16 protein-coding genes are annotated in these 19,018 nt (G+C 71.9%); 6 read left to right on the top strand and 10 right to left on the bottom strand.

Annotated features, from left to right (window positions below):
- The first annotated feature begins 168 nt into the window (after positions 1-168).
- Positions 169-2,061, top strand: coding sequence for a DEAD/DEAH box helicase (locus POL72_RS23795; RefSeq protein WP_272097809.1), 1,893 nt, complete (start codon positions 169-171; stop codon positions 2,059-2,061).
- 333 nt (positions 2,062-2,394) lie between these two features.
- Here POL72_RS23795 and POL72_RS23790 read toward each other — a convergent pair whose 3' ends face one another.
- The 3 genes from POL72_RS23790 to POL72_RS23780 form a co-directional block, all read right to left on the bottom strand.
- Positions 2,395-2,637 carry an anti-sigma factor family protein gene (locus POL72_RS23790; RefSeq protein WP_272097808.1) on the bottom strand — a complete coding sequence of 81 codons (243 nt, stop codon included), beginning with the start codon at positions 2,635-2,637 and terminating at the stop codon, positions 2,395-2,397.
- A 6-nt stretch (positions 2,638-2,643) separates the two neighbouring features.
- Entirely contained in the window at positions 2,644-3,384 is a 741-nt protein-coding gene (locus tag POL72_RS23785; RefSeq protein WP_272097807.1) for an RNA polymerase sigma factor, read from the bottom strand.
- A 100-nt stretch (positions 3,385-3,484) separates the two neighbouring features.
- Positions 3,485-4,336 (bottom strand): alpha/beta fold hydrolase, encoded by an 852-nt coding sequence (locus tag POL72_RS23780; RefSeq protein ID WP_272097806.1) that lies wholly within the window; start codon positions 4,334-4,336, stop codon positions 3,485-3,487.
- A gap of 293 nt (positions 4,337-4,629) precedes the next feature.
- Between POL72_RS23780 and bioA the strand changes: the two genes are divergently transcribed.
- A complete protein-coding gene (gene bioA / locus POL72_RS23775) occupies positions 4,630-5,931 on the top strand; it encodes an adenosylmethionine--8-amino-7-oxononanoate transaminase (protein ID WP_272097805.1) in 1,302 nt (433 codons plus the stop codon).
- A gap of 142 nt (positions 5,932-6,073) precedes the next feature.
- On the top strand, positions 6,074-6,919 hold the full coding sequence (locus tag POL72_RS23770) for a GFA family protein (RefSeq protein ID WP_272097804.1): 846 nt from the start codon (positions 6,074-6,076) through the stop codon (positions 6,917-6,919).
- Positions 6,920-6,993: 74 nt separating this feature from the next.
- On the opposite strand, the gene POL72_RS23765 is transcribed toward POL72_RS23770, so the two are convergent.
- The 3 genes from POL72_RS23765 to POL72_RS23755 are packed head-to-tail and all read right to left on the bottom strand — an operon-like array spanning position 6,994 to position 9,785.
- Entirely contained in the window at positions 6,994-7,425 is a 432-nt protein-coding gene (locus POL72_RS23765) for a SpoIIAA family protein (protein ID WP_272097803.1), read from the bottom strand.
- A gap of 10 nt (positions 7,426-7,435) precedes the next feature.
- A complete protein-coding gene (locus tag POL72_RS23760) occupies positions 7,436-8,272 on the bottom strand; it encodes an acyl-CoA desaturase (RefSeq protein WP_272097802.1) in 837 nt (278 codons plus the stop codon).
- 19 nt (positions 8,273-8,291) lie between these two features.
- Positions 8,292-9,785, bottom strand: coding sequence for a B12-binding domain-containing radical SAM protein (locus tag POL72_RS23755; RefSeq protein ID WP_272097801.1), 1,494 nt, complete (start codon positions 9,783-9,785; stop codon positions 8,292-8,294).
- 795 nt (positions 9,786-10,580) lie between these two features.
- On the opposite strand from POL72_RS23755, the gene POL72_RS23750 reads away from it, so the two are divergent.
- Positions 10,581-14,018 carry a DUF8508 domain-containing protein gene (locus POL72_RS23750; RefSeq protein WP_272097800.1) on the top strand — a complete coding sequence of 1,146 codons (3,438 nt, stop codon included), beginning with the start codon at positions 10,581-10,583 and terminating at the stop codon, positions 14,016-14,018.
- Positions 14,019-14,068: 50 nt separating this feature from the next.
- Here POL72_RS23750 and POL72_RS23745 read toward each other — a convergent pair whose 3' ends face one another.
- Positions 14,069-14,983, bottom strand: coding sequence for a LysR family transcriptional regulator (locus tag POL72_RS23745; protein ID WP_276596882.1), 915 nt, complete (start codon positions 14,981-14,983; stop codon positions 14,069-14,071).
- A 93-nt stretch (positions 14,984-15,076) separates the two neighbouring features.
- On the opposite strand from POL72_RS23745, the gene POL72_RS23740 reads away from it, so the two are divergent.
- Positions 15,077-15,949: an oxidoreductase gene (locus tag POL72_RS23740; RefSeq protein ID WP_272097799.1), complete on the top strand. Its 873-nt coding sequence runs from the start codon at positions 15,077-15,079 to the stop codon at positions 15,947-15,949.
- A 111-nt stretch (positions 15,950-16,060) separates the two neighbouring features.
- Here the strand turns inward: POL72_RS23740 and POL72_RS23735 are convergent, their stop codons facing one another.
- Positions 16,061-16,261, bottom strand: coding sequence for a hypothetical protein (locus POL72_RS23735; protein ID WP_272097798.1), 201 nt, complete (start codon positions 16,259-16,261; stop codon positions 16,061-16,063).
- A 42-nt stretch (positions 16,262-16,303) separates the two neighbouring features.
- The gene (locus POL72_RS23730) at positions 16,304-16,771 is read right to left on the bottom strand and encodes a hypothetical protein (protein WP_272097797.1); all 468 of its coding nucleotides are present in this window, start codon (positions 16,769-16,771) and stop codon (positions 16,304-16,306) included.
- 202 nt (positions 16,772-16,973) lie between these two features.
- On the opposite strand from POL72_RS23730, the gene POL72_RS23725 reads away from it, so the two are divergent.
- Positions 16,974-18,416, top strand: coding sequence for a sigma 54-interacting transcriptional regulator (locus POL72_RS23725; protein ID WP_272097796.1), 1,443 nt, complete (start codon positions 16,974-16,976; stop codon positions 18,414-18,416).
- A 22-nt stretch (positions 18,417-18,438) separates the two neighbouring features.
- Here the strand turns inward: POL72_RS23725 and POL72_RS23720 are convergent, their stop codons facing one another.
- Positions 18,439-18,837: a hypothetical protein gene (locus POL72_RS23720; RefSeq protein ID WP_272097795.1), complete on the bottom strand. Its 399-nt coding sequence runs from the start codon at positions 18,835-18,837 to the stop codon at positions 18,439-18,441.
- Positions 18,838-19,018 lie beyond the last annotated feature (181 nt).

Raw genomic sequence — 19,018 nt, 5'->3', positions numbered from 1 at the left:
GCCGCGCGCGCTCGACCGCCGCGCGCGGGCTCGACCGAAGCGCCGCGCTCCGCCGTGCGCGCGCTGCGGCGCGGCCCGCCGTGCGCGCTCCGCGACGCGGTCCGCCGTGCGCGCGCTGCGCCCGGCGCCGGATGCCGGGTTGCGGCCGCGCAAGCGCGCGACCATGACATGGGGAACCCTGTGGAGACGCCCCCCTCGTCCGCCAGCTTCGCCGCGCTCGGCATCGCGCCTGCCCTCCTCGGTGTGCTCGCCGAGCTCGGTTACGAGGAGCCCACGCCGATCCAGCGCGAGGCGATCCCGCACCTCCTGACCGGGAGCGACCTGCTGGGGCAGGCCGCCACCGGGACCGGGAAGACGGCCGCGTTCGCGCTGCCGCTGCTCCAGCGCCTCCAGATCGGCGGCGAGCCGCCCCGCCTCCCCGAGGCGCTCGTGCTCGTTCCGACCCGCGAGCTGGCCATGCAGGTGGCCGAGGCGATGCACCGCTACGGCCGCCGGCTCGGCGTGCAGGTGCTGTCGGTCTACGGCGGCCAGCCCTTCGGGCAGCAGCTCCGCGCGCTCCGCCGCGGGGTCCACGTCGTCGTGGCCACGCCGGGCCGGACGCTCGACCACATCGGGCGCGGCACGCTCGCGCTCGACGGCATCCGCACGGTCGTGCTCGACGAGGCCGACGAGATGCTCGACATGGGCTTCGCCGAGGCGCTGGAGGAGATCCTCTCGGCCACGCCGGCGGCGCGCCAGACCGTGCTCTTCTCCGCCACGCTGCCCCCGCGGATCGCCGCGATCGCCGGCCGGCACCTGCGCGAGCCGGTGCGGGTCAAGATCGCGGGCGAGAAGGCGGCCCCCGGCGAGCTCCCCCGCGTCCGCCAGACGGCGTACATCGTGCCGCGGGCGCACAAGTCCGCCGCGCTGACCCGGGTGCTCGACATGGAGGACCCGTCGTCGGCCATCCTCTTCTGCCGCACCCGCAACGAGGTCGACGAGCTGACCGAGGCGCTGCGCGCCCGCGGCTACGAGGCCCAGGCGCTCCACGGCGGGTTCTCGCAGGAGCACCGCGATCGCGTGATGGCCCGCTTCCGCGCCGGCACGGCCGAGCTGCTCGTCGCCACCGACGTCGCGGCGCGGGGGCTCGACATCGAGCATGTCTCGCACGTGATCAACTACGACGTCCCCTGCGCCCCCGAGGTGTACGTCCACCGCATCGGCCGCACGGGGCGCGCCGGCCGCGAGGGCGCGGCGATCACGCTGGTCGAGCCGCGCGAGCACTACCTGATCCGCAACGTCGAGCGGCTCACCGGGCAGCGCATCGAGGCCGCCACCCTCCCGACCGTGGCCGACCTGCGCGCGCGGCGCCTGGAGCTGACGCGCGCCTCGCTGCGGGAGGCGCTGATCGAGGGCGGCGCCGAGCGGTTCCGGGTCGTTGTCGAGGGGCTCGCCGACGAGTTCGACGTGATGGACATCGCGGCGGCGGCGGTGAAGCTCGCCCACGACGCGACGGAGGGGGAACGGGAGGAGGACGAGGCGGAGATCCCGTCGTTCCGGCCGCCTCCGCGCGGGCCGGAGCGCGCCCGCGACGACCGCGCGCCGCGCGGCCCCGCGGGGGCGCGCGGGCGCCCGGGCGAGGCGCAGGCGCGCCCGCGGCGCGAGGGGCGGGAGGCGCGGGAGACCGACGGCAACGTCGCCCGGCTGTACATCAGCGCGGGGCGCGCCGCGGGCATCCGGCCGGCCGATCTTGTCGGCGCCATCGCGAACGAGGCGTCGCTGAGCTCCCGCGACATCGGCGCCATCGAGATCGCCGACGGCTTCTCCACGGTGGAGGTCCCGGCCGACGCGGCGGACGCCGTCATCGAGGCGCTGCGCGCCACACGGCTGAAGGGCCGCAAGGTCCAGGTCCGCCGAGAGGACGCGGGGTCCCGCGATCCGCGAGGCGGGGCGGCCGAGGCCCGCGGCGGCGTGCCTGGGGCCCGAGGCGAGGCGGCCGAGACCGGGCCACGCGCCGGCTCAGCAGAGACCCGGAACGGCGCGGCGGGCATGGCGCCCCCGCGGCGCCGCCCTCGGTCCTGAGCTCCACGGAGGCCTCGGCCAGGATCCCTGTGGGATCCCCCCGCACGCACGCTCGGCGTGCCGTGGGAACCGCCAGGGACAGGCGAAGGCGCGCCGGGGTGTCCCTGAGCCTTCACCTCGTGTCGCTGGAGGCTGCCTCTGCGTCCCTGAGGGGACGCTTCCTGTCCCCGTCATGGACCGCCGTGTCCCTGGTTGCAATCCCGCAGTCGACCTAGATGCTTTTCTCGTGTCCCTGGCGGCACTCCACGCGTCGCTGGCGGCACTCCACGTGTCCCTGGCGGCACTCCACGCGTCCCTGCCGGTTAGCGCGCCGCGCCGCCCGGGGCGCCAGGCTCAGTCGGCGGTGGTCTTCCGCCGCTGGAACTGCACGAACAGCGTAGCGCGGACGTCGTCGTGCACAGGCTCGCCCGGGAGCCCCTGGAGCGCGTCGATCGTCAGATCCATCTGCTTCAGGTAGGTGCGGCACCTGTCGCACCACGCGAGGTGCCGCGCGCAGCCCTCCTCTTGCTCGGAGGACAGCTTTCCTTCGCTCCGGTCGGTGATCATCTCGGTCAGCTGACAGCACGTGACGATCATGCGCGCTCACCCCCTCGTCATGTAGCGCTCGAGCGCGGCCCTGAGCTTCGATCGGCCACGGTGCAAGAGGACCCGCTGGTTCGCCTCGCTGATACCCAGGATCTCGCAGACCTCGTCGGAGGGACACCCCTCCACGTCGCGCAAGAGCACCACCGCGCGCTGTCCAGGCGCCAGCGTCTCGAGCTCTCGCTGCAGCACGGCGCCCATCTCCTTGCGCAGCAAGAGCACCTCCGGGCTCTGCTCCGTCCACGGAACAGGCGGAGTCGACCAGTCACCGGTGCTGTCGAATCGGGCCGGATCGACCGCCGGCTCGCTGCCCAGATCCCCGTCCTCCAGCCAGGAGACAGGGACCATGCGCTTCTCTCGGGTGCCCAACGTCCTCGCGCGGTTCGTCAGGATCCTGAACACCCATGTCTTCAGCGCGGAGCGCCCCTCGAAGCGCACGAGCCCGTCGAAGACCGCCGCCCAGGTCTCCTGGACGACCTCCTGCGCGCCCGCCGGGCCGGCGACCGCCCGGGCGAGCCGGAGCATGGGTGTGTGGAGCTGGGTCACGAGCTGCTCGAAGGCCTGCTCGTCCCCCGCGAGCAGCCGGCGGACGAGCGCGACGTCGTCCGCCGGCGCCGCGCATGCGGGCTCAGCCGCGCCGCCCTGCGCGCCAGGCGCGAAGAGCGGGCCTACCTCGGCCGATGCGCGCTGCGCCGTTGCGGCCTGTTTGCCGTCGGCGGCGGCCGAGGGGTCGTGGGACACGCGGAGCACGGTATCACGCCGCCGAGCCCCGCATCAATCGACGCGGCTCTACGCAGCTCCGGAGCGGCTCGCCCCGCGGAGGACGACAGCCGTCACCCGGTCAAAGCGACGTCAGCGCATCCGCGACCTCCTTCGGCTTCGTCAGAAAGGGGGCGTGGCCCGCGTCGATCGAGATGACCCGCTCGCAGGGCAAGGCCGTGTACTGCTGCTTCTGCTCTGCAGGGCTGATCGCGAGATCCTTGAGCGCCTCGATGTAGACGCGGGGGACCCTCCCCCACCGCTCCTCCGTGACATGGATCGGCTCGTCGAACGGCTTCGCGGGCTCCTCGCGCAGGTGGCTCTCGAGCCGCGCGACGTCCTCCGGAGAGCAATCCTGGCAGAAGGCGTTCGCGGCCCACCCCTCCTTGAAGGTCAGCGTCGTGCCGTCGTCCGAAGCGGCCGCGTACTCCTTGATCGCGGCCCCTTCGTCATCGGCCCACTCCTGGCTCAGCGACTGGCCGTCCTTGATCAGGAACGCGGTCAGGTAGACGAGCTTCTTCACCTTGTCGGGCCGCTGCTCGGCGGCCTGGCTCACCACGGTGCCGCCCATGCTGTGGCCGACGAGGATCACGGGGCGCGAGGCGCTGTCGATGGCCTCCACCACGGCGTCGGTATAGGCCTGCAGGCCGGCGTCCGCGACGGGCGTCTCGTCCTCGCCGTGAGCGGGGAGATCGAGGGCGATCACCTCGTTGCCGCCGGCCTCGAGGAGCGGCACCACCTTGTCCCATGCCCATGCGCCCACGAAGGCGCCGTGGACGAGAACATACGTGTTCTTGTCCGAGGGCTGGGAGCCGCCGCCTCCCGTGCCCCCGTCCGTGTCGCTGCCGCCGCAGCCGGGCAGCGCGGACGACATGAGCGCAGCGGCCGAGATCATGGTGGCAGACCGCAGGACCTTGCGAAGCAGACCGTTCATGGATGTCTCCTCATCGTCGCCAGGCTCTCCTCGAGCGCGACGTCATCGGTATTTCGACGTGCGATGGATGCGCGCGCCCCTGCGCCCGGGCGTGTCCCCGGCGCCGCGACGGCTATCCCGCTACTTGCACAGTCTCGGAGGGGGTCCGAACGTTACAGCCTGTTCGAGGAATCGTCCGGAGGGCGCCGAGGCCGCGTCCCGCCGCAGGACGGCGCCGGGCGCGGCGGCGCGGCGACCGCCGGCGCGCCCGGCGGACCTGGTGGCGATGGGCGTTCTGGGCTAGACGCGTCGCCATGCCATCGGAGAGCGCCATTCCTGGCCGAGACGATCTCGTCGCCCGCGACCGCCGCTGCGTGATGCACCCCTACGCGGCGCCCCTCTCGAGCGCGCCGCTCTTCGCCGTCGAGCGCGCCGAGGGCGTCCGCCTCACCCTGACCGACGGCCGCGAGCTCATCGACGGCATGTCCTCCTGGTGGGCCGCCATCCACGGCTACGGGCACCCGGCGCTGACGGCGGCGATCAGCGCCCAGCTCGGGCGGATGAGCCACGTGATGTTCGGCGGCCTCACCCACGCGCCGGCGGTCGAGCTGTGCGAGGCGCTGGTGGCGCTCACGCCCGAGCCGCTGACGCGCGTCTTCCTCGCCGACTCCGGATCCGTGTCGGTCGAGGTGGCCATCAAGCTCGCTCTCCAGTTCTTCATCGCGCGCGGACAGCCGGAGAAGCGCCGTCTGGTCAGCGTGCTCGGCGGCTACCACGGCGACACGTTCGGGGCGATGGCGGTCACCGACCCGGTGAACGGCATGCACCACCTCTTTCGCGGCGCGCTCACGCAGCACCTGTTCGCCCCGGCGCCTGGCCCCGCGTTCGGCGCGCCGTGGTCGCCGCGCGCGCTCGACGGCATGGCCGAGCTGCTCGAGCGGCACGCGCACGAGGTGGCGGCCGTCATCCTGGAGCCCGTGGTGCAGGGCGCCGGCGGGATGCGCTTTTACCACCCACGTTATCTGCGCGAGCTGCGCGCCCTCTGCGACCGGCACGACGTGCTGCTCGTGCTCGACGAGATCGCGACCGGCTTCGGCCGCAGCGGGGAGATGTTCGGCTGCGAGCACGCGGGCGTCGCGCCGGACATCCTGTGCCTGGGCAAGGCCCTCACCGGCGGCACCATGACGCTCGCCGCCGCGCTCTTCACCGAGCGTGTGGCCGAGACCATCTCCCGGGGCGAGCCGCGCGTCTTCATGCACGGCCCCACGTTCATGGGCAATCCGCTCGCCTGCAGCGCCGCGCTGGCCAGCATCCGGCTCCTGCTCGGCTCGCCGTGGCGCGCGCGCGTCTCGGCCATCGAGGCCCAGCTCCGCCGCGAGCTCGCCCCTTGCCGCGCGCTCGACGCGGTGGCCGACGTGCGTGTGCTCGGCGCCATCGGCGTGGTCGAGCTCGAGCAGCCGGTCGACATGGCGCGCGTGCAGCCGGCGTTCGTGGAGCGCGGCGTCTGGTTACGGCCTTTCGGGAAGCTGGTCTATACCATGCCTCCTTACATCATCGAGCCAGCCGAGCTATCGCGGATCAGCGAGGCGATCGTGGGTGTGCTGTCGGGGATCTGAGCCGCTGGACGGCGCGCCTCCGGTGAAGGGCGCCCTCGAATCGAACCTGGACGCGCGCCTGGACACCGCGCCGTGCTAGCGTGCACGCGCAATCCATCGCTCCTGCGCACACGGAGCACCCACGATCACGGGAGATGCGAACATGACCAAGGGCGCGTGTCTATGCGGGACGGTCCGCTTCGAGATCGACGGTCCGTTCCAGACCATGCTGAACTGTCACTGCTCGATGTGCCGCAAGTTCAACGGCACGGCGTTCACCACGGCCGTCGTCGCGCCGCTGCCCGGCTTTCGCTGGCTCGCCGGCGAGGACGCCATCCGCCCCTCCTGCGCGAGCGACCGTCGCTCCTTCTGCGGCACCTGCGGCTCGGCCACGCCGATGCTCCGCCCCGAGAGGCAGCTCGCCGTGCTCCATGCCGGCAACCTGGAGGGCGATCTCGGCATCGAGCCGAAGTTTCACCAGTTCGTCGGCTCCAAGGCGCCCTGGTACACGATCACGGATTCCCTGCCGCAGTTCGAGGAGTGGCGGCCCGAGATGCAGGCGCCGGTCGTCTCGCGCCCCGTGGCCCCGCCGAAAGAGGGCGTCACCCAGGGGAGCTGCCTGTGCGGGGACGTGGCCTTCGAGTTCGACGGCGCGCCCCTCCGCATGGTGAGCTGCCACTGCACGCGCTGTCGCCTCGGGCGCAGCTCCGCGCACGCGACCAACGTCTTCGTCGCCCTGGACAGCTTCCGCTGGATCCACGGTGACGCGCAGATCGCGAGCTACAAGGTGCCCGACGCGCGGTTCTTCACCGTCGCGTTCTGCAAGCGCTGCGGCGGCGCGGCCCCCCGTCTGTCATCCGAGCGCGGCTTCGCCGTGGTGCCCGCGGGCACGCTCGACACCGATCCCGGCATCCGCCCCGCAGCCCACATCTTCGTCGACTCCAAGGCGAGCTGGTTCCCGATCACGGATGCCCTGCCGCAGTTCGCCGAGTACCCGCCCCAGGCCTGACGCCGCGATCGAGCGATCGGCCACGGCACCTTCACCGAACGGGCGTCCTGGAGCGCCCCTGTGCACACGCGCGGTCACTCAGGTGTACCCGGGCCCCGCCCGGCCCGGAGCGCGTCTCGCCGAGCAAGCAGCCACGCGTGCGCCTCGCCCTCGGTGTCAAAGAACTGCTGCGGGTAGGGCTGTCCTGTGAGCATTTGTACGCCCTTCGCGAGGAGCGCCACGATCACGCGCATGGAAAAGCTCGCTCCGATCATCGCGACCGCATCGACGCGCGTGCTCCGCACCTCTTCCGTGACCGCCTTACGCGCCGAAGCGGAGATAGGGCCCATGTGACGCGCGTCGGCGAGCACCAGGACGTCGCGGCCGCTCTCCGCCACGCGCCGGATCGCGCCGAGGACAGCGCGCACCCGGTCTTCCGAGACCTCGCCGTGGATCACCACCCGCACGATGCCGTCGGGGTCGTCACGAACATCGGAGCTCGCGTCCTTCAGGCCGAGATCGCTCATGCCAGCCATGCTAGCGCCTCGGCTGCGCGGCGGGGCGCAACCTCTCACGGTCCGCCGAGCTCGGCTGGATGTCCGAGGCGAGCCCGACCGCCGCGAGCGCGCGGATGAACAGGAAGGCGAGGTCGTGCTGCCCGGGCGCCATCGCTTGCCGGGCGGCGCGCGGGAAGGCGTGGTGGTTGTTGTGCCAGCCCTCGCCGAAGGTCAGGACCGCCACCCAGCCCACGTTGCGGCTCCCGTCGCGGGTATCGAACGCGCGGCTGCCGAAGCGGGGCGCGTGACAGACGGAGTTCACAAGGTAGGTCGCGTGCATCCAGCACACGAGCGGCACGAAGAACACGAAGGGCACCGCGGCCCAGCCGAGGGCGAGACCCGCGAGCAGGACCGCCGCGACCTGCGGGGCGAAGCGCCAGCGGAGCAGCCACCGGTAGTAGGGATCGCCGACCAGATCGCGGCAGTATTTCTCCGGATCACGGGGGTCCGTCGATCCATCGTCGAGGATCCACCCGAGGTGGGCGTACCAGAGGCCGCGGCGCGGCGAGTGGACGTCGCCTTCGCGATCGGTGTGGGCGTGGTGCCGCCGGTGCGTGGCCACCCACGCGATGGGGCTGCCCTGGCCGCTGATCATCGCCACCGACACGAGCGCGTACTCGACCCATTTCGGGCAGCGGAACGCGCGGTGCGAGAGCAGCCGGTGCAGGCCGACCACGGTGGAGAGCTGGAGCGCCGCGTAGAGCGCGGCGGCGAGGGCGATGGAGCTCGCTCGGATCGGCAGGAACAGCCCGAGGAGGGCGCCGGCGTGCACCAGGGCGAGGTAGGCGATCGCGACGAGGCGCGTGCGGCCCTTCATGGCGGATCCCCTCATCGCCTCACGCGGCCGCGCTGGAGCGGCCCGGCCGGCGGGGCCGGATCCGCGCGAGGCCGCGCGGATCCGCGCGGCACGACGACGCCTCGATGCGCTGCGGCTCGAGGCCGAGCTCCCGCATCTTCTCCGCGTCCCAGGCCTCGATCGGATCGCGCCCGGCGAGGTAGCTGCGTGAGCGGTTGGCGAGCGGAGCGCGCAGGCTCATCACCTCGGGCGCCGACATGACGACGCACGCCTTGTAACGGGGCAGATCGCTCGTCATCAGGCGATTCCACACGTGGCGGCCCACGTTGTGGAGGCTCCCCAGCGCGCGGCTCAGGCGCTGGAAATGGTCGATCACCTCCGAGGGGTGCAGCCGTGGCGGGCGGTGGCAGAGGGTGTATCCATCGAGGTCCCGGCTGATCACCCCGGGAAGGAGCCGCCCCTCGGCCGCCACCTGCGCGAAGAAGGGCGTCTCCGGGTACGGGCACACGATCCCAAGGAAGGTCGGGCAGTGATCGCCGAGGTCGTGGAGGTACTCGGGCACCCGCTCGAGGTAGTCGTTGGTGTCCCCGTCCGCGCCCACGAGGAGCCCGAAGGAGAGGACGATCCCGCTCGCGAAGGCCCGCTGGATGACCTCCCTGACCTCGCTCAGCTTGTTCTGGCCCTTGTTCATCGAGCTGATCGACTCGGGGTTCAGCGACTCGAGCCCTGTGTAGACGTAGCGGCACCCCGCCCGCCCCATGAGGCGGACCAGCTCCGGGTCGCGCAGCACGTTGAACGTGAGCGCGCAGCCCCAGATCTTCTTGAGGGGCATCAGCGCCTCGCAGAGCTCGCGCAGGTAGCGGGGCGAGCCTCCCAGGTTGTTGTCGAGGAAGCTGAACACATTGTTGGTCACCCCCGGGATGCGCTGGTTGAAGATCATCCGGTCGCGGATGTCCCGGATCACGTGGTCGATGGGGCGATAGCGATACTGTTCGTGCCCGGTCAGAACGCAGAAGTTGCAGGAGAAGGGGCAGCCGCGCGACGCCTCGATGCCGGGCAGGCGGACGAGGTTGTTCCGGTAATCGACAAGGTCGTAGCGGTAGGTGGGGATCTGCTCCGGGGGCACCGGCGGGAGCGCATAGACGGGCTGGAGTTCGCCCCGCTGGAAGTCGGCGATGAGCGCCGGGAGGTTGGCCTCCGGATCTTCCGCCACCACCGCGTCGAAGTACTGCAGCGCGTCCGCGCGGAAATGGCTCGCGTGCCGCCCGCCGGCCACGGTGGTCATGCCTTGCCGCCGGAACAGCGTGGAGAGGACCTTGGTGTGCTCGTAATACGCGTGCAGGTACGAGAAGAACACGAGGTCCCAGTGGCGGTCGAGCGGGATGTCCGTCTCCTTCTCGTTGTAGAGCTCGATCTCGGCGTCGGGCGGGCACAGGGCCGCGAGCAGCTCGGGAACGGACGATTGCATGATCGAGCGCTCCTTGCGGAGCAGTCGGCTCGGGTGCGTATAGGTCGAGATGATTGCGATGCGCATCGAGGACACTCCTGGTTCAGTTCAGGACGTATCACACCCTCGACGCAAGGAGGGCGACTACGAGGAAGCGGGCAGGAGCGCCACAAATACGCCCTACACGGGGCAGGGGTCAGTCCAGCGAGCACTCCGCACGACATGAGGACACAAGAGACACCTCGATCGGCCCCGTGGATCCCCTGGCGCTAACCAGGCTCGTCCGGTCGCGCTCAGGGCACGAACCCCACCCCCTCCCCCCCCACCATCGGTCACCAACGTGGTCGTGAACGTGGTCGTGGTCGTGAACGTGGTCGTGGTCGTGAACGTGGTCGTGGTCGTGGTCGTGGTCGTGGTCGTGGTCGTCAACGGTAGACCGTGAACGACCACGACCACGACCACGACCACGACCACGTAAACGTAAACGTTCACAGGAAGGAGAACGCGGCGCGAATCTTGGTTAACGCCTGGGCCCGGTCCCACCACCCGTCATGGTCGCACAGACGAATCGCACGATAAATGTAATTCAAATCACAAACACCAGCACGATCATCACTGAATCGAAACATCTCCTCGCGCAGCATCCGGGGCCCCCGGGATCGGCCGTACTGGCCAGTTGCGATTTCATGGAGACGTGACATTCACAATGCACGTCCTGGCGTAATGTGAAAGTGGCCGCCGCTGTCTGCTTCGGCCATTTCTTGCAATCGTCTTCGAAGGCCAACAGGTGTCATCGTGCTAAAGTCATCCTTGTTCCCGCGCGCCCTCTCGCGCGCGGGGTATTCTCTCCTTCGGCGTGACCGCATTCGATGGGTGTCGGCCATGGCGCTCGCGACCGCCGGGGGCTGCGTCGGTTCGCCGGACCCCGGTGAGCTCGGGACTGCCGAGCTCGCCGCCTCCCTCCCGAGCGGGCGCGTGGTCATCAGCCAGGTGTACGGCGGCGGGGGCAACGCGGGGGCCGTCTACACGCACGATTTCGTCGAGCTGTTCAATCGGTCGGACAGCCCGGTGTCGCTCGCGGGGTGGTCCATCCAGTACGCGAGCGCCACGGGCACGGGCGCCCTCGGGGCCACGACGACGCAGCTCACGGAGCTGCCCGCGATCACCCTGCAGCCCGGCCAGTACTTCCTCGTCCAGGAGGCCGTCGGCTCGGGCAGCGGCGCGCCGCTCCCCGCCGCCGACCTCGTCGACGCGACCCCCATCAACATGAGCGGCTCGGCCGGCAAGGTCGCCCTCGTCCGGCAGGCCGCGGGCCTCGGCTGCAACGGCGGCACCGCGCCCTGCTCGGCGGCCCAGGAGGCGCTGATCGAGGATCTGGTCGGCTTCGGCGGGGCGAGCTACTTCGAGGGCACCGCGCCGGCGCCGGCGACCGCCAACGCGACGGCGTCGCTCCGGCAGGGCGCTGGCTGCCAGGACACGGGCAGCAACGTCGACGACCTCTCGACCGGGACGCCCACGCCCCGCAACACATCGACCGCGGCGCTCGCGTGCGGGGGCGACACCCCGCCGGCGGTCACCTCGACAGCGCCCAGCGACGGCGCGACCGGCGCCGACCCGGCCGCGAGCCTGAGCGTGACGTTCAGCGAGGCGGTCGTCGCGGCCGATGCCTTCGAGCTCTCCTGCGCGGGCGGCGCGCGCCCGATCTCGGTCAGCGGCGGCCCCCTCGCCTTCACGCTCACGCCGACCGAGCCGCTCCCCCCGAGCACGGCGTGCCTCCTCGTCGTGCGGGCGAGCGGCGTGCAGGAGCAGGACCCGGGGAGCAACGGGACGATCGACCCCTTGCCCGCCGACGTGTCGGTCTCGTTCACCACGGCGCGGGCGGCGCAGGTGATCGCGATCCACGACATCCAGGGGCGCGCGCACCTGTCGCCCCATTCGGGCGCGGTCGTGAAGACGACGGGCCTCGTGGCGACCCTTCGCAGCAACGGCTTCACCGTGGAGTCGCCTGCGCCGGACGGCGATCCGGCCACCTCCGAGGGCCTGCTCGTCTTCACCGGAGCCGCGCCGTCGGTGAGGGTCGGCGACCTCGTCGAGCTCACCGGCGAGGTCACGGAGTACCGCGCCGGCTGCGCCGACCCGTGCACCGCCTCCCGCGGCAGCGCGTACCACAACCTGACCGTCACCGAGCTCTCCCGCCCGCAGATCACCGTCCTCTCGAGCGGCCAGGCGCTGCCGGCCCCGGTCTCGATCGGCTTCGCGCCCGGCGCGCGCCGTCCCCCGACACAGACCATCGAGGACGACGCCAGCGGCAGCGTCGAGGCCGCGAACGGCTTCGACCCCGGGTCCGACGGCATCGATTTCTGGGAGAGCCTCGAGGGCATGCGGGTGAGCGTCAACGCCCCGACCGTCGTGGGCCCCACCCGCGAGTTCCCGAGCTCCGGGACCGCGGAGATCGCGCTGGTCCCGGGCGACCGCGACGCGGCCACGGGCGACGCGGCCGGCCTGCGCAGCGCGCGCGGGGCCGTCGTCGTCAGCCCCGGCGACTTCAACCCGGAGCGGATCCTGCTCCAGGTGCCCCTGCGCGCCTCGGCGCCCGCGCTGGACGTGGGCGCCACGTTCGCCGGGCCCATCGTCGGGACGGTCGACTACAACTTCGCCAACTACAAGCTCCTGCCGGTCGACGAGGCGCTCCCCGCGGCGACCTCGACGCTCTCGCGCGAGGTCACGTCGCTCGGACCGCGGACCGCCGACGACCTCGACGTGGCCGCGTTCAACGTCGAGAACCTCGATCCGGGCGATCCCCAGGAGAAGTTCGATCGCCTCGCGCGGATCCTCGTCGACAACCTCGGCAGCCCCGACCTCGTCGCGCTCGAAGAGGTCCAGGACAACAGCGGCCCGACCAACAATGGAGTGGTGGACGCCTCGACGACGTTCGCGCGGCTCATCGCCGCGATCGCGGCCGTGCCGGGCGGGCCCAGCACCTATCAATTCCGCAGCATCGATCCGACCGACGGCACCGACGGCGGGGAGCCCGGCGGCAACATCCGCGTGGGCTTCCTGTTCCGGACCGACCGCGGGCTCGAGTTCGTCGATCGCCCGGGCGCCGGCGCCCTGACGCTGAACGAGGTGCTCGGCGGCCCGGGCAGCGTGTCGCTGCGCTACAGCCCCGGCCGCATCGACCCGGGCAATCCGGCCTTCGCCAGCAGCCGCAAGCCGCTGGCAGGCGAATTCCGCTGGAACGGCCAGCCGCTGTTCGTGGTGGCCAACCACTGGAACTCCAAGGGCGGCGACGAGCCGCTCTACGGGCGCTTCCAGCCCCCGACCCTCTCGAGCGAGGTCCAGCGGCGGCAGCAGGCCGCCGTGGTGGCCGGCTTCGTGCGGCAGATCCTCGACAGCGATCCTTCCGCCAACGTCGTGGTCCTGGGCGACCTGAACGACTTCCAGTTCTCGGCGCCGCTCGGCATCCTCAAGGACGCCGGGCTGACGACGCTCATCGAGACGCTCCCGCCGGAGGAGCGCTACACGTACGTGTTCGATGGCAATGGCCAGTCGCTCGACCACGTGCTTGTCAGCGCCAACCTGGCCGGGCCGAAGCTCGTGGGCTTCGACGTCGTCCATGTCAATGCGGAGTTCGCCGACCAGGCCAGCGACCACGACCCCGGCGTCGTGCGCTTCCGCATCGCGCCCGCGCCGGACATGGATGGCGACGGCGTCCCCGACGCGAGCGACAACTGCCCGGCTGCCCCCAACGCCGCCCAGGTGGACTCGGACGGCGACGGCCTCGGCAACGCCTGCGACCTCGAGTGCGTCAGCCTTCGGCGCGGCGTGTTCGGCGGCGTGCAGGACTCCTTCGTCGAGGGCCCCACGACGGGCTGGGCGTACGGCGCGTATCCCTACCTCATCACCAGCGCGAGCGCGGTCCAGCCGGCGACGGCGGTCCTGGCCTACGATCTGTCGTTCATCCCGGCAGGCTCCAGCGTGATCTCTGCGACGCTATCGCTGTCCTATGCCTGGAAGCCCGCGGGCAGCGTCGTGACCGTGCACAGCGTGAACGGCGCCTGGGAGGAATCGACGCTCCATGGGGGCGGGTTCAGCGGATACGGCCCGGCCGTCGAGGCCTCCCTCACCACGCTGGCGCAGACCGACGCGTTCGTCACCGCCGATCTGACGTCCCTCGTGCAGGGCTGGGTCGACGGCGCGCAGCCGAACCACGGTGTCGCGCTGGTCGACGGGAGCAACAGGACGGACTTCCGCGCGAGCGAGTATCCCGACGTCGCGCGCAGGCCGAAGCTCGATATCTGCTATCACGCAGCCGAGTAGCCCGCCGGATCGACGGCGCGTGCCCGCCCGATCGCCCTCGGTGACCTCCCTCATCCGCCGCGCCGCCTGCGGCTCCCGCGCCGGCGCAGGAAGTCGATGAACACCGAGAGCTTGGGCGGCACGTGCGCCCGGCTCGGGTAGTAAAGGAAGTACCCCGGGAAGGGCGGGCAGAAGCCCTCGAGGACGCGCGCGAGGCGCTTGCCGTGGAGCTCGTCCCGCACCGTCGCCTCCAGGACGTAGGCGAGCCCGATGCCGTCGACCGCCGCGCGGACCATGAGATCGGGATCGTTGCACACGAGAGGCCCGCTCACCGCGATGTCGAAGTCCTTCCCGTCCTCGGTGAACTCCCACCTGTAGACGTTCCGGCTCGTGATCTGCCGGTAGTTGATGCACGCATGCGCGTGCAGGTCGCGCGGGTGCTTCGGCTTGCCGCGCGCCGAAAGATATGCCGGCGACCCCACGACGGCCATGCGCTGTTCCTCGCTGACGCGGACCGCGATCATCTCGCTGTCGAGCGTCTCGCCGAGGCGGATGCCCGCGTCGAACCCTTGCGCGACGATGTCCGCGAGCCCGTCCTCGATCGCCACGTCGACGCGGATCTCCGGGTAGGCCGCGAGGAACGCCGAGAGCGCCGGCTCGATCACCTGCCGGCACGCGATCCTCGGGACGTTCAGCCGCAGCGTCCCGGCGGGCCTTTCGCGCAGCTCGTCGAGCGCCTCGAACGAGGCGCGGACCTCCGCGAGCGCGGGCCGGAGCCGCTCGAGGAAGCGGGCGCCGGCCTCGGTCAGGCCCACGCTGCGCGTCGTGCGCTGGAGGAGCCGCACGCCGAGCCGCCGCTCGAGCCCCGTGATCGTCTGGCTCACCGCCGAGGGCGTCACGCGCAGCTCCGCCGCCGCCCGGGTGAAGCTGCGCTTCTCGGCCACGACGAGGAGCACCGACAGGCCCGCGAGGTCGTCCTGGATCATGAAGCGCAGCTTAACATCCCGTGCAGATTCACCCCGTTTTTTGGCGCAGCACCGCGGCGTAGGCTCCCCGTCGAAGGCAGAGGAGAGAGACCCATGAGCACTGCAAACGACGGTTCCAGGATCTGGTTCATCACCGGCGCGTCCTCCGGCTTCGGCCGCGCGATCGCCGAGGAGGCGCTCCGGCGTGGCGACTCGGTCGTGGCGGCGGCGCGCGGCGTCGACGCGCTCGCGGGCCTCGCGGCGGAGGCGCCGGGGCGCGTCGAGGTCGTGAAGCTGGACGTCACGAAGCCGGACGACATCCGCCGCGGCGTCGTGGCGGCGCTCGCGCGCTTCGGCCGGATCGACGTGCTCGTGAACAACGCGGGCTACAGCCTTGTCGGCGCGGTCGAGGAGACGAGCGAGGAGGAGCTCCGCGCCGCGATGGAGGCGATGTTCTTCGGCGCCGTGGCGCTCACCCGCGAGGTGCTTCCGCACATGCGCGGCCGCAGGAGCGGCGCGATCGTCCAGATCACGAGCATGGGCGGCCTGACGACGGGGCCCGGCTTCGGCGCCTACTGCGCCGCGAAGCACGCGCTCGAGGGGCTCTCGGAGTGCATGGCCGCCGAGCTCGCGCCGCTCGGCGTCCGCGTCCTCATCGTCGAGCCGGGCGCGTTCCGCACGCGCCTCTTCGGGGGCGCCTTCCGGTCCATGCCGGCGCTCGACGCCTACGCGCCCACCGTCGGCGCGACGCGCGCGTACGCGGCCGGGTCCGACGGATCGCAGCCGGGCGATCCGGCGAAGGCGGCGCGCGCGATCGTCGATGCGATAGGGCTCGACCCGCTGCCGCTCCGCCTGCCGCTCGGCGCCGACGCGGTGAGCGGCATCCGCGCGAAGCTCGCCCGCGTCGCGGCCGACGTCGACCGCACCGAGGCGATCGCGCTCGACACCGCGCTCGACGCCGCGGCGAGCGGCGCGGAAACCTCCTAGAACCCGAATCACGTTGTTCAAGCGAGGAATGAGTCGCCAGGTCGCCATAAGACGCCATACGACCAAATATCCTGGCGTCTTATGGCGCCTTGGCGGTTCGATCGAGGCCACTTACAGCAATGGTAAGCTGAATATCACCGTCTCGGACGCAGGGACGTCGATCCAGTTCTCGGTGACCATCGAGGCGGCCACGGGTGAAGGTGGCGGGCCCACGCCGGCGATCTTCAGCGTCGGCGCGTCGGCGCCGGCCGGCGTGGCGACGATCGATGATGGCAGCGTCGGCGGCAGGACGAGGACATTCCCACGCTGCATCGAGGCCGCCTCAGGCTTGTCCCCCGCCTCGGGGCCGGCGCGTCACTTCGCGCCGGCGCGCCGCAGCACCTCGGCGCGCTCGGCGTCGGTCGGCTCGCGCTGGCAGTCCTTCCCGGCGCTCTGCAGGACATCGAGCTGGCGGACGAGATCCTGGGGATCCACGCTCAGGCACCCTTCCTCGAACTCGGAGCATTCGGCGACCGAGAGCGCGGTCCCCGCGACATAGCGGCAATCGGGATCCCCGGGCGGATACCTCAGGAAGGTGGAGGCATTCGTGAGGAGACACGCCTCGTCCGAGGGTGTGTTCGCCTTCTTGCAGCGCGCGGCGGCGAGGCGCGCCATCCGGTCCAGCTCGGCCGCCGGATACATGGGGATCCGGGGGCGAGCGGGCTCGGCGCTCGCGGCGCCGACGGCCCGCGGGCCCGCGGCGGGCTGCGGCGCTCCGGAGCACGCGCTCGCGAGGAGCGCGCACGCGGAGGCGAGGACGAGCAAGGACCCCCCAGGCCTCATGGAGCGACAAGTACCATACCCGCTTCATCGCCCGCAACGCAGCGAGGTTCCTCCGGCGCTCGCCGTCCCGCCGTGCGCGCTCCCGCCCGCCGTGCGCGGAGACCACGACGGCGCGCCAGCCGGCGCGCGCGTGGCTCGAGACGTGAGCAGACGGGGGCGGCGCGGCGAGGTAGAACCAGGCGCAGTGAACAGGGAGAGAAACGTGGCCTCGGCGAAGTCCACCCGGAACGATGTGCAGGGCGCCCTGGAGCTCGCGGTGTTCGCCGGGGGCCGCGTGACGCGGCACCCGCTGCCGGCCGAGGGCCGGGTGTCGCTCGGCCGGTCGCCGGAGAACGACGTCCCGATCGACGACAGCTCCGTCTCGCGCCGGCACGCGATCATCCACCTCGGCCCGCCCATCGCGATCGAGGACCTCGGGAGCGCGAACGGGACCCGCCTCCGCCGCGAGCGCAGCGCCGGGCCGACGACCAAGCTCGTCGAGCTCCAGCCCGAGCAGGGCAAGACGATGGAGCTCTCGGTCGGGGACGCGGTGAACCTCGGCTCGACGCTGATCGTGATCCTGCCGCGCGAGGGCACCGCGAGCGCGGCGCCGGGCCAGGGGCAGGGCCAGCCCATCGTGCTCGACCCGGCCATGGAGCGGCTCTACGCGCTGGCCGAGCGCGTGGCCGGCGCGCCGATCACGGTGCTCTTGCTCGGCGAGACGGGCGCCGGCAAGGAGGTGCTGGCCGAGCACATCCACCGGCGCTCGCCGCGCGCGCAGGGGCCCTTCGTGCGGCTCAACTGCGCGGCGCTCTCGGAGTCGCTCCTCGAGAGCGAGCTGTTCGGCCACGAGCGGGGCGCGTTCACGAGCGCGGTCCAGGCGAAGCCGGGCCTCCTGGAGACGGCCGAGAAGGGCACGGTGCTGCTCGACGAGGTGGGCGAGCTGCCGCCCAGCATCCAGGTGAAGCTCCTGCGCGTGCTCGAGGAGCGGAAGGTGATGCGCGTCGGGGGGCTGAGCCCGCGGCCCATCGACGTGCGCTTCATCTCGGCCACGAACCGCGATCTGGCCGCCGAGGTGAAGCGGGGCGCTTTCCGGGAGGATCTGTTCTTCCGGCTGAACGGCATCGCGCTGACGATCCCGCCGCTCCGGGCGCGCATCTCCGAGATCGCGCCGCTGGCTCGTTCGCTCGCGGATCGGACCGCGAGCGCGCTCGGGCGCCCGGCGCCGGCGTTCGCCCGCGAGACGCTCGCCGCGCTGGAGGCGCACGGCTGGCCCGGCAACATCCGCGAGCTGCGCAACGTCATCGAGCGCGCGGTCGTGCTCTCCGGCGGGGACACGCTGCTCCCGGAGCACCTCCTGCTCGACGCCGCCGCCGCGCTGCCGCCCGTCGAGGCGCGCCCCGCGGCGGCGCCTGCCGAGCCGCGCCCCGCGGCGGCGCCCGAGGCCGCCGCGCCGGCCGGCACGGTCCCTCCGGCCGAGGGCGGGGGCGGCCTGCGGGGCGAGCTCGACGCCATCGAGCGGAAGCGGATCGTCGACGCGCTGGAGCAGTGCGCGGGGAACCAGACGCAGGCCGCGGCGCTCCTGGGCATGCCCCGCCGCACCTTCGTGGCCCGGCTGAGCGCCTACGGCATCCCGCGGCCGCGCAAGGGCAAGGCCACGCGCTGACGCGCGCCGGGGACGCAGGGCCTCACTTCGCGCCGAGGAGCTTCAGCAGCTCTGCCCGCTCGGAGTCGGTCGGCTCGCGATTGCAGTCCTTGCCGGCGGTCTGCAGGGCCGCGATCTGGTGGTCGAGATCCTTCGCGTCCACGCTCTGGCAGCCCTCCTCGAAATCGGAGCACTCGGCGACGGACAGCGCGGTCCCCGACACGTAACGGCAATCCGGATCCTCGGGCCGATATTTGAGGAATGGTGTGGCCTCGGTGAGGAGGCAGCCCGAGTCCGAGGGCGCATTCGCCTTCTTGCAACGCGCGGACGCGACGCGAGCCACCCTGCGCAGCTCTTCCACCGGATAGCGGCGGCTCCGGGGACCGGCAGGGCCCGCCGCGGCGGCGTCGTCGGCCGGGGCCGCCGGCTGAGCGACGGCCACCCCCGGGGCACCACCCCCCAGGCTCTGCGGCGTCGAGGACGAGGGCGGCGAAGAGGAGGCGCACCCACAGGCGAGAAGCGCGGCAACTGTGATGAGATGAATTCCCCCAACCTTCATGGGCAACACATATCACACCTTGCCTCTCCCCTTCAATGCAGAGTGCAGCCTCCGAGCGCCGATC

Origin of the sequence: Sorangium aterium, from assembly GCF_028368935.1 — a bacterium.
Lineage (GTDB): Bacteria > Myxococcota_A > Polyangia > Polyangiales > Polyangiaceae > Sorangium > Sorangium atrum.
The sequence above is the reverse complement of the archived record's forward strand: the minus strand, read 5'-3'. Positions and strand labels throughout refer to the sequence as shown.

Excerpts from the sequence above, each read along its gene's own strand:
- POL72_RS23795 (WP_272097809.1), top strand. The coding sequence starts at position 169 with ATGGGGAACCCTGTGGAGACGCCCCCCTCGTCCGCCAGCTTCGCCGCG.
- POL72_RS23790 (WP_272097808.1), bottom strand. The coding sequence starts at position 2,637 with ATGATCGTCACGTGCTGTCAGCTGACCGAGATGATCACCGACCGGAGC.
- POL72_RS23780 (WP_272097806.1), bottom strand. The coding sequence starts at position 4,336 with ATGAACGGTCTGCTTCGCAAGGTCCTGCGGTCTGCCACCATGATCTCG.
- bioA (WP_272097805.1), top strand. The coding sequence starts at position 4,630 with ATGCCATCGGAGAGCGCCATTCCTGGCCGAGACGATCTCGTCGCCCGC.
- POL72_RS23770 (WP_272097804.1), top strand. The coding sequence starts at position 6,074 with ATGACCAAGGGCGCGTGTCTATGCGGGACGGTCCGCTTCGAGATCGAC.
- POL72_RS23765 (WP_272097803.1), bottom strand. The coding sequence starts at position 7,425 with ATGAGCGATCTCGGCCTGAAGGACGCGAGCTCCGATGTTCGTGACGAC.
- POL72_RS23760 (WP_272097802.1), bottom strand. The coding sequence starts at position 8,272 with ATGAAGGGCCGCACGCGCCTCGTCGCGATCGCCTACCTCGCCCTGGTG.
- POL72_RS23755 (WP_272097801.1), bottom strand. The coding sequence starts at position 9,785 with ATGCGCATCGCAATCATCTCGACCTATACGCACCCGAGCCGACTGCTC.
- POL72_RS23750 (WP_272097800.1), top strand. The coding sequence starts at position 10,581 with ATGGCGCTCGCGACCGCCGGGGGCTGCGTCGGTTCGCCGGACCCCGGT.
- POL72_RS23745 (WP_276596882.1), bottom strand. The coding sequence starts at position 14,983 with ATGATCCAGGACGACCTCGCGGGCCTGTCGGTGCTCCTCGTCGTGGCC.
- POL72_RS23740 (WP_272097799.1), top strand. The coding sequence starts at position 15,077 with ATGAGCACTGCAAACGACGGTTCCAGGATCTGGTTCATCACCGGCGCG.
- POL72_RS23735 (WP_272097798.1), bottom strand. The coding sequence starts at position 16,261 with ATGCAGCGTGGGAATGTCCTCGTCCTGCCGCCGACGCTGCCATCATCG.
- POL72_RS23730 (WP_272097797.1), bottom strand. The coding sequence starts at position 16,771 with ATGAGGCCTGGGGGGTCCTTGCTCGTCCTCGCCTCCGCGTGCGCGCTC.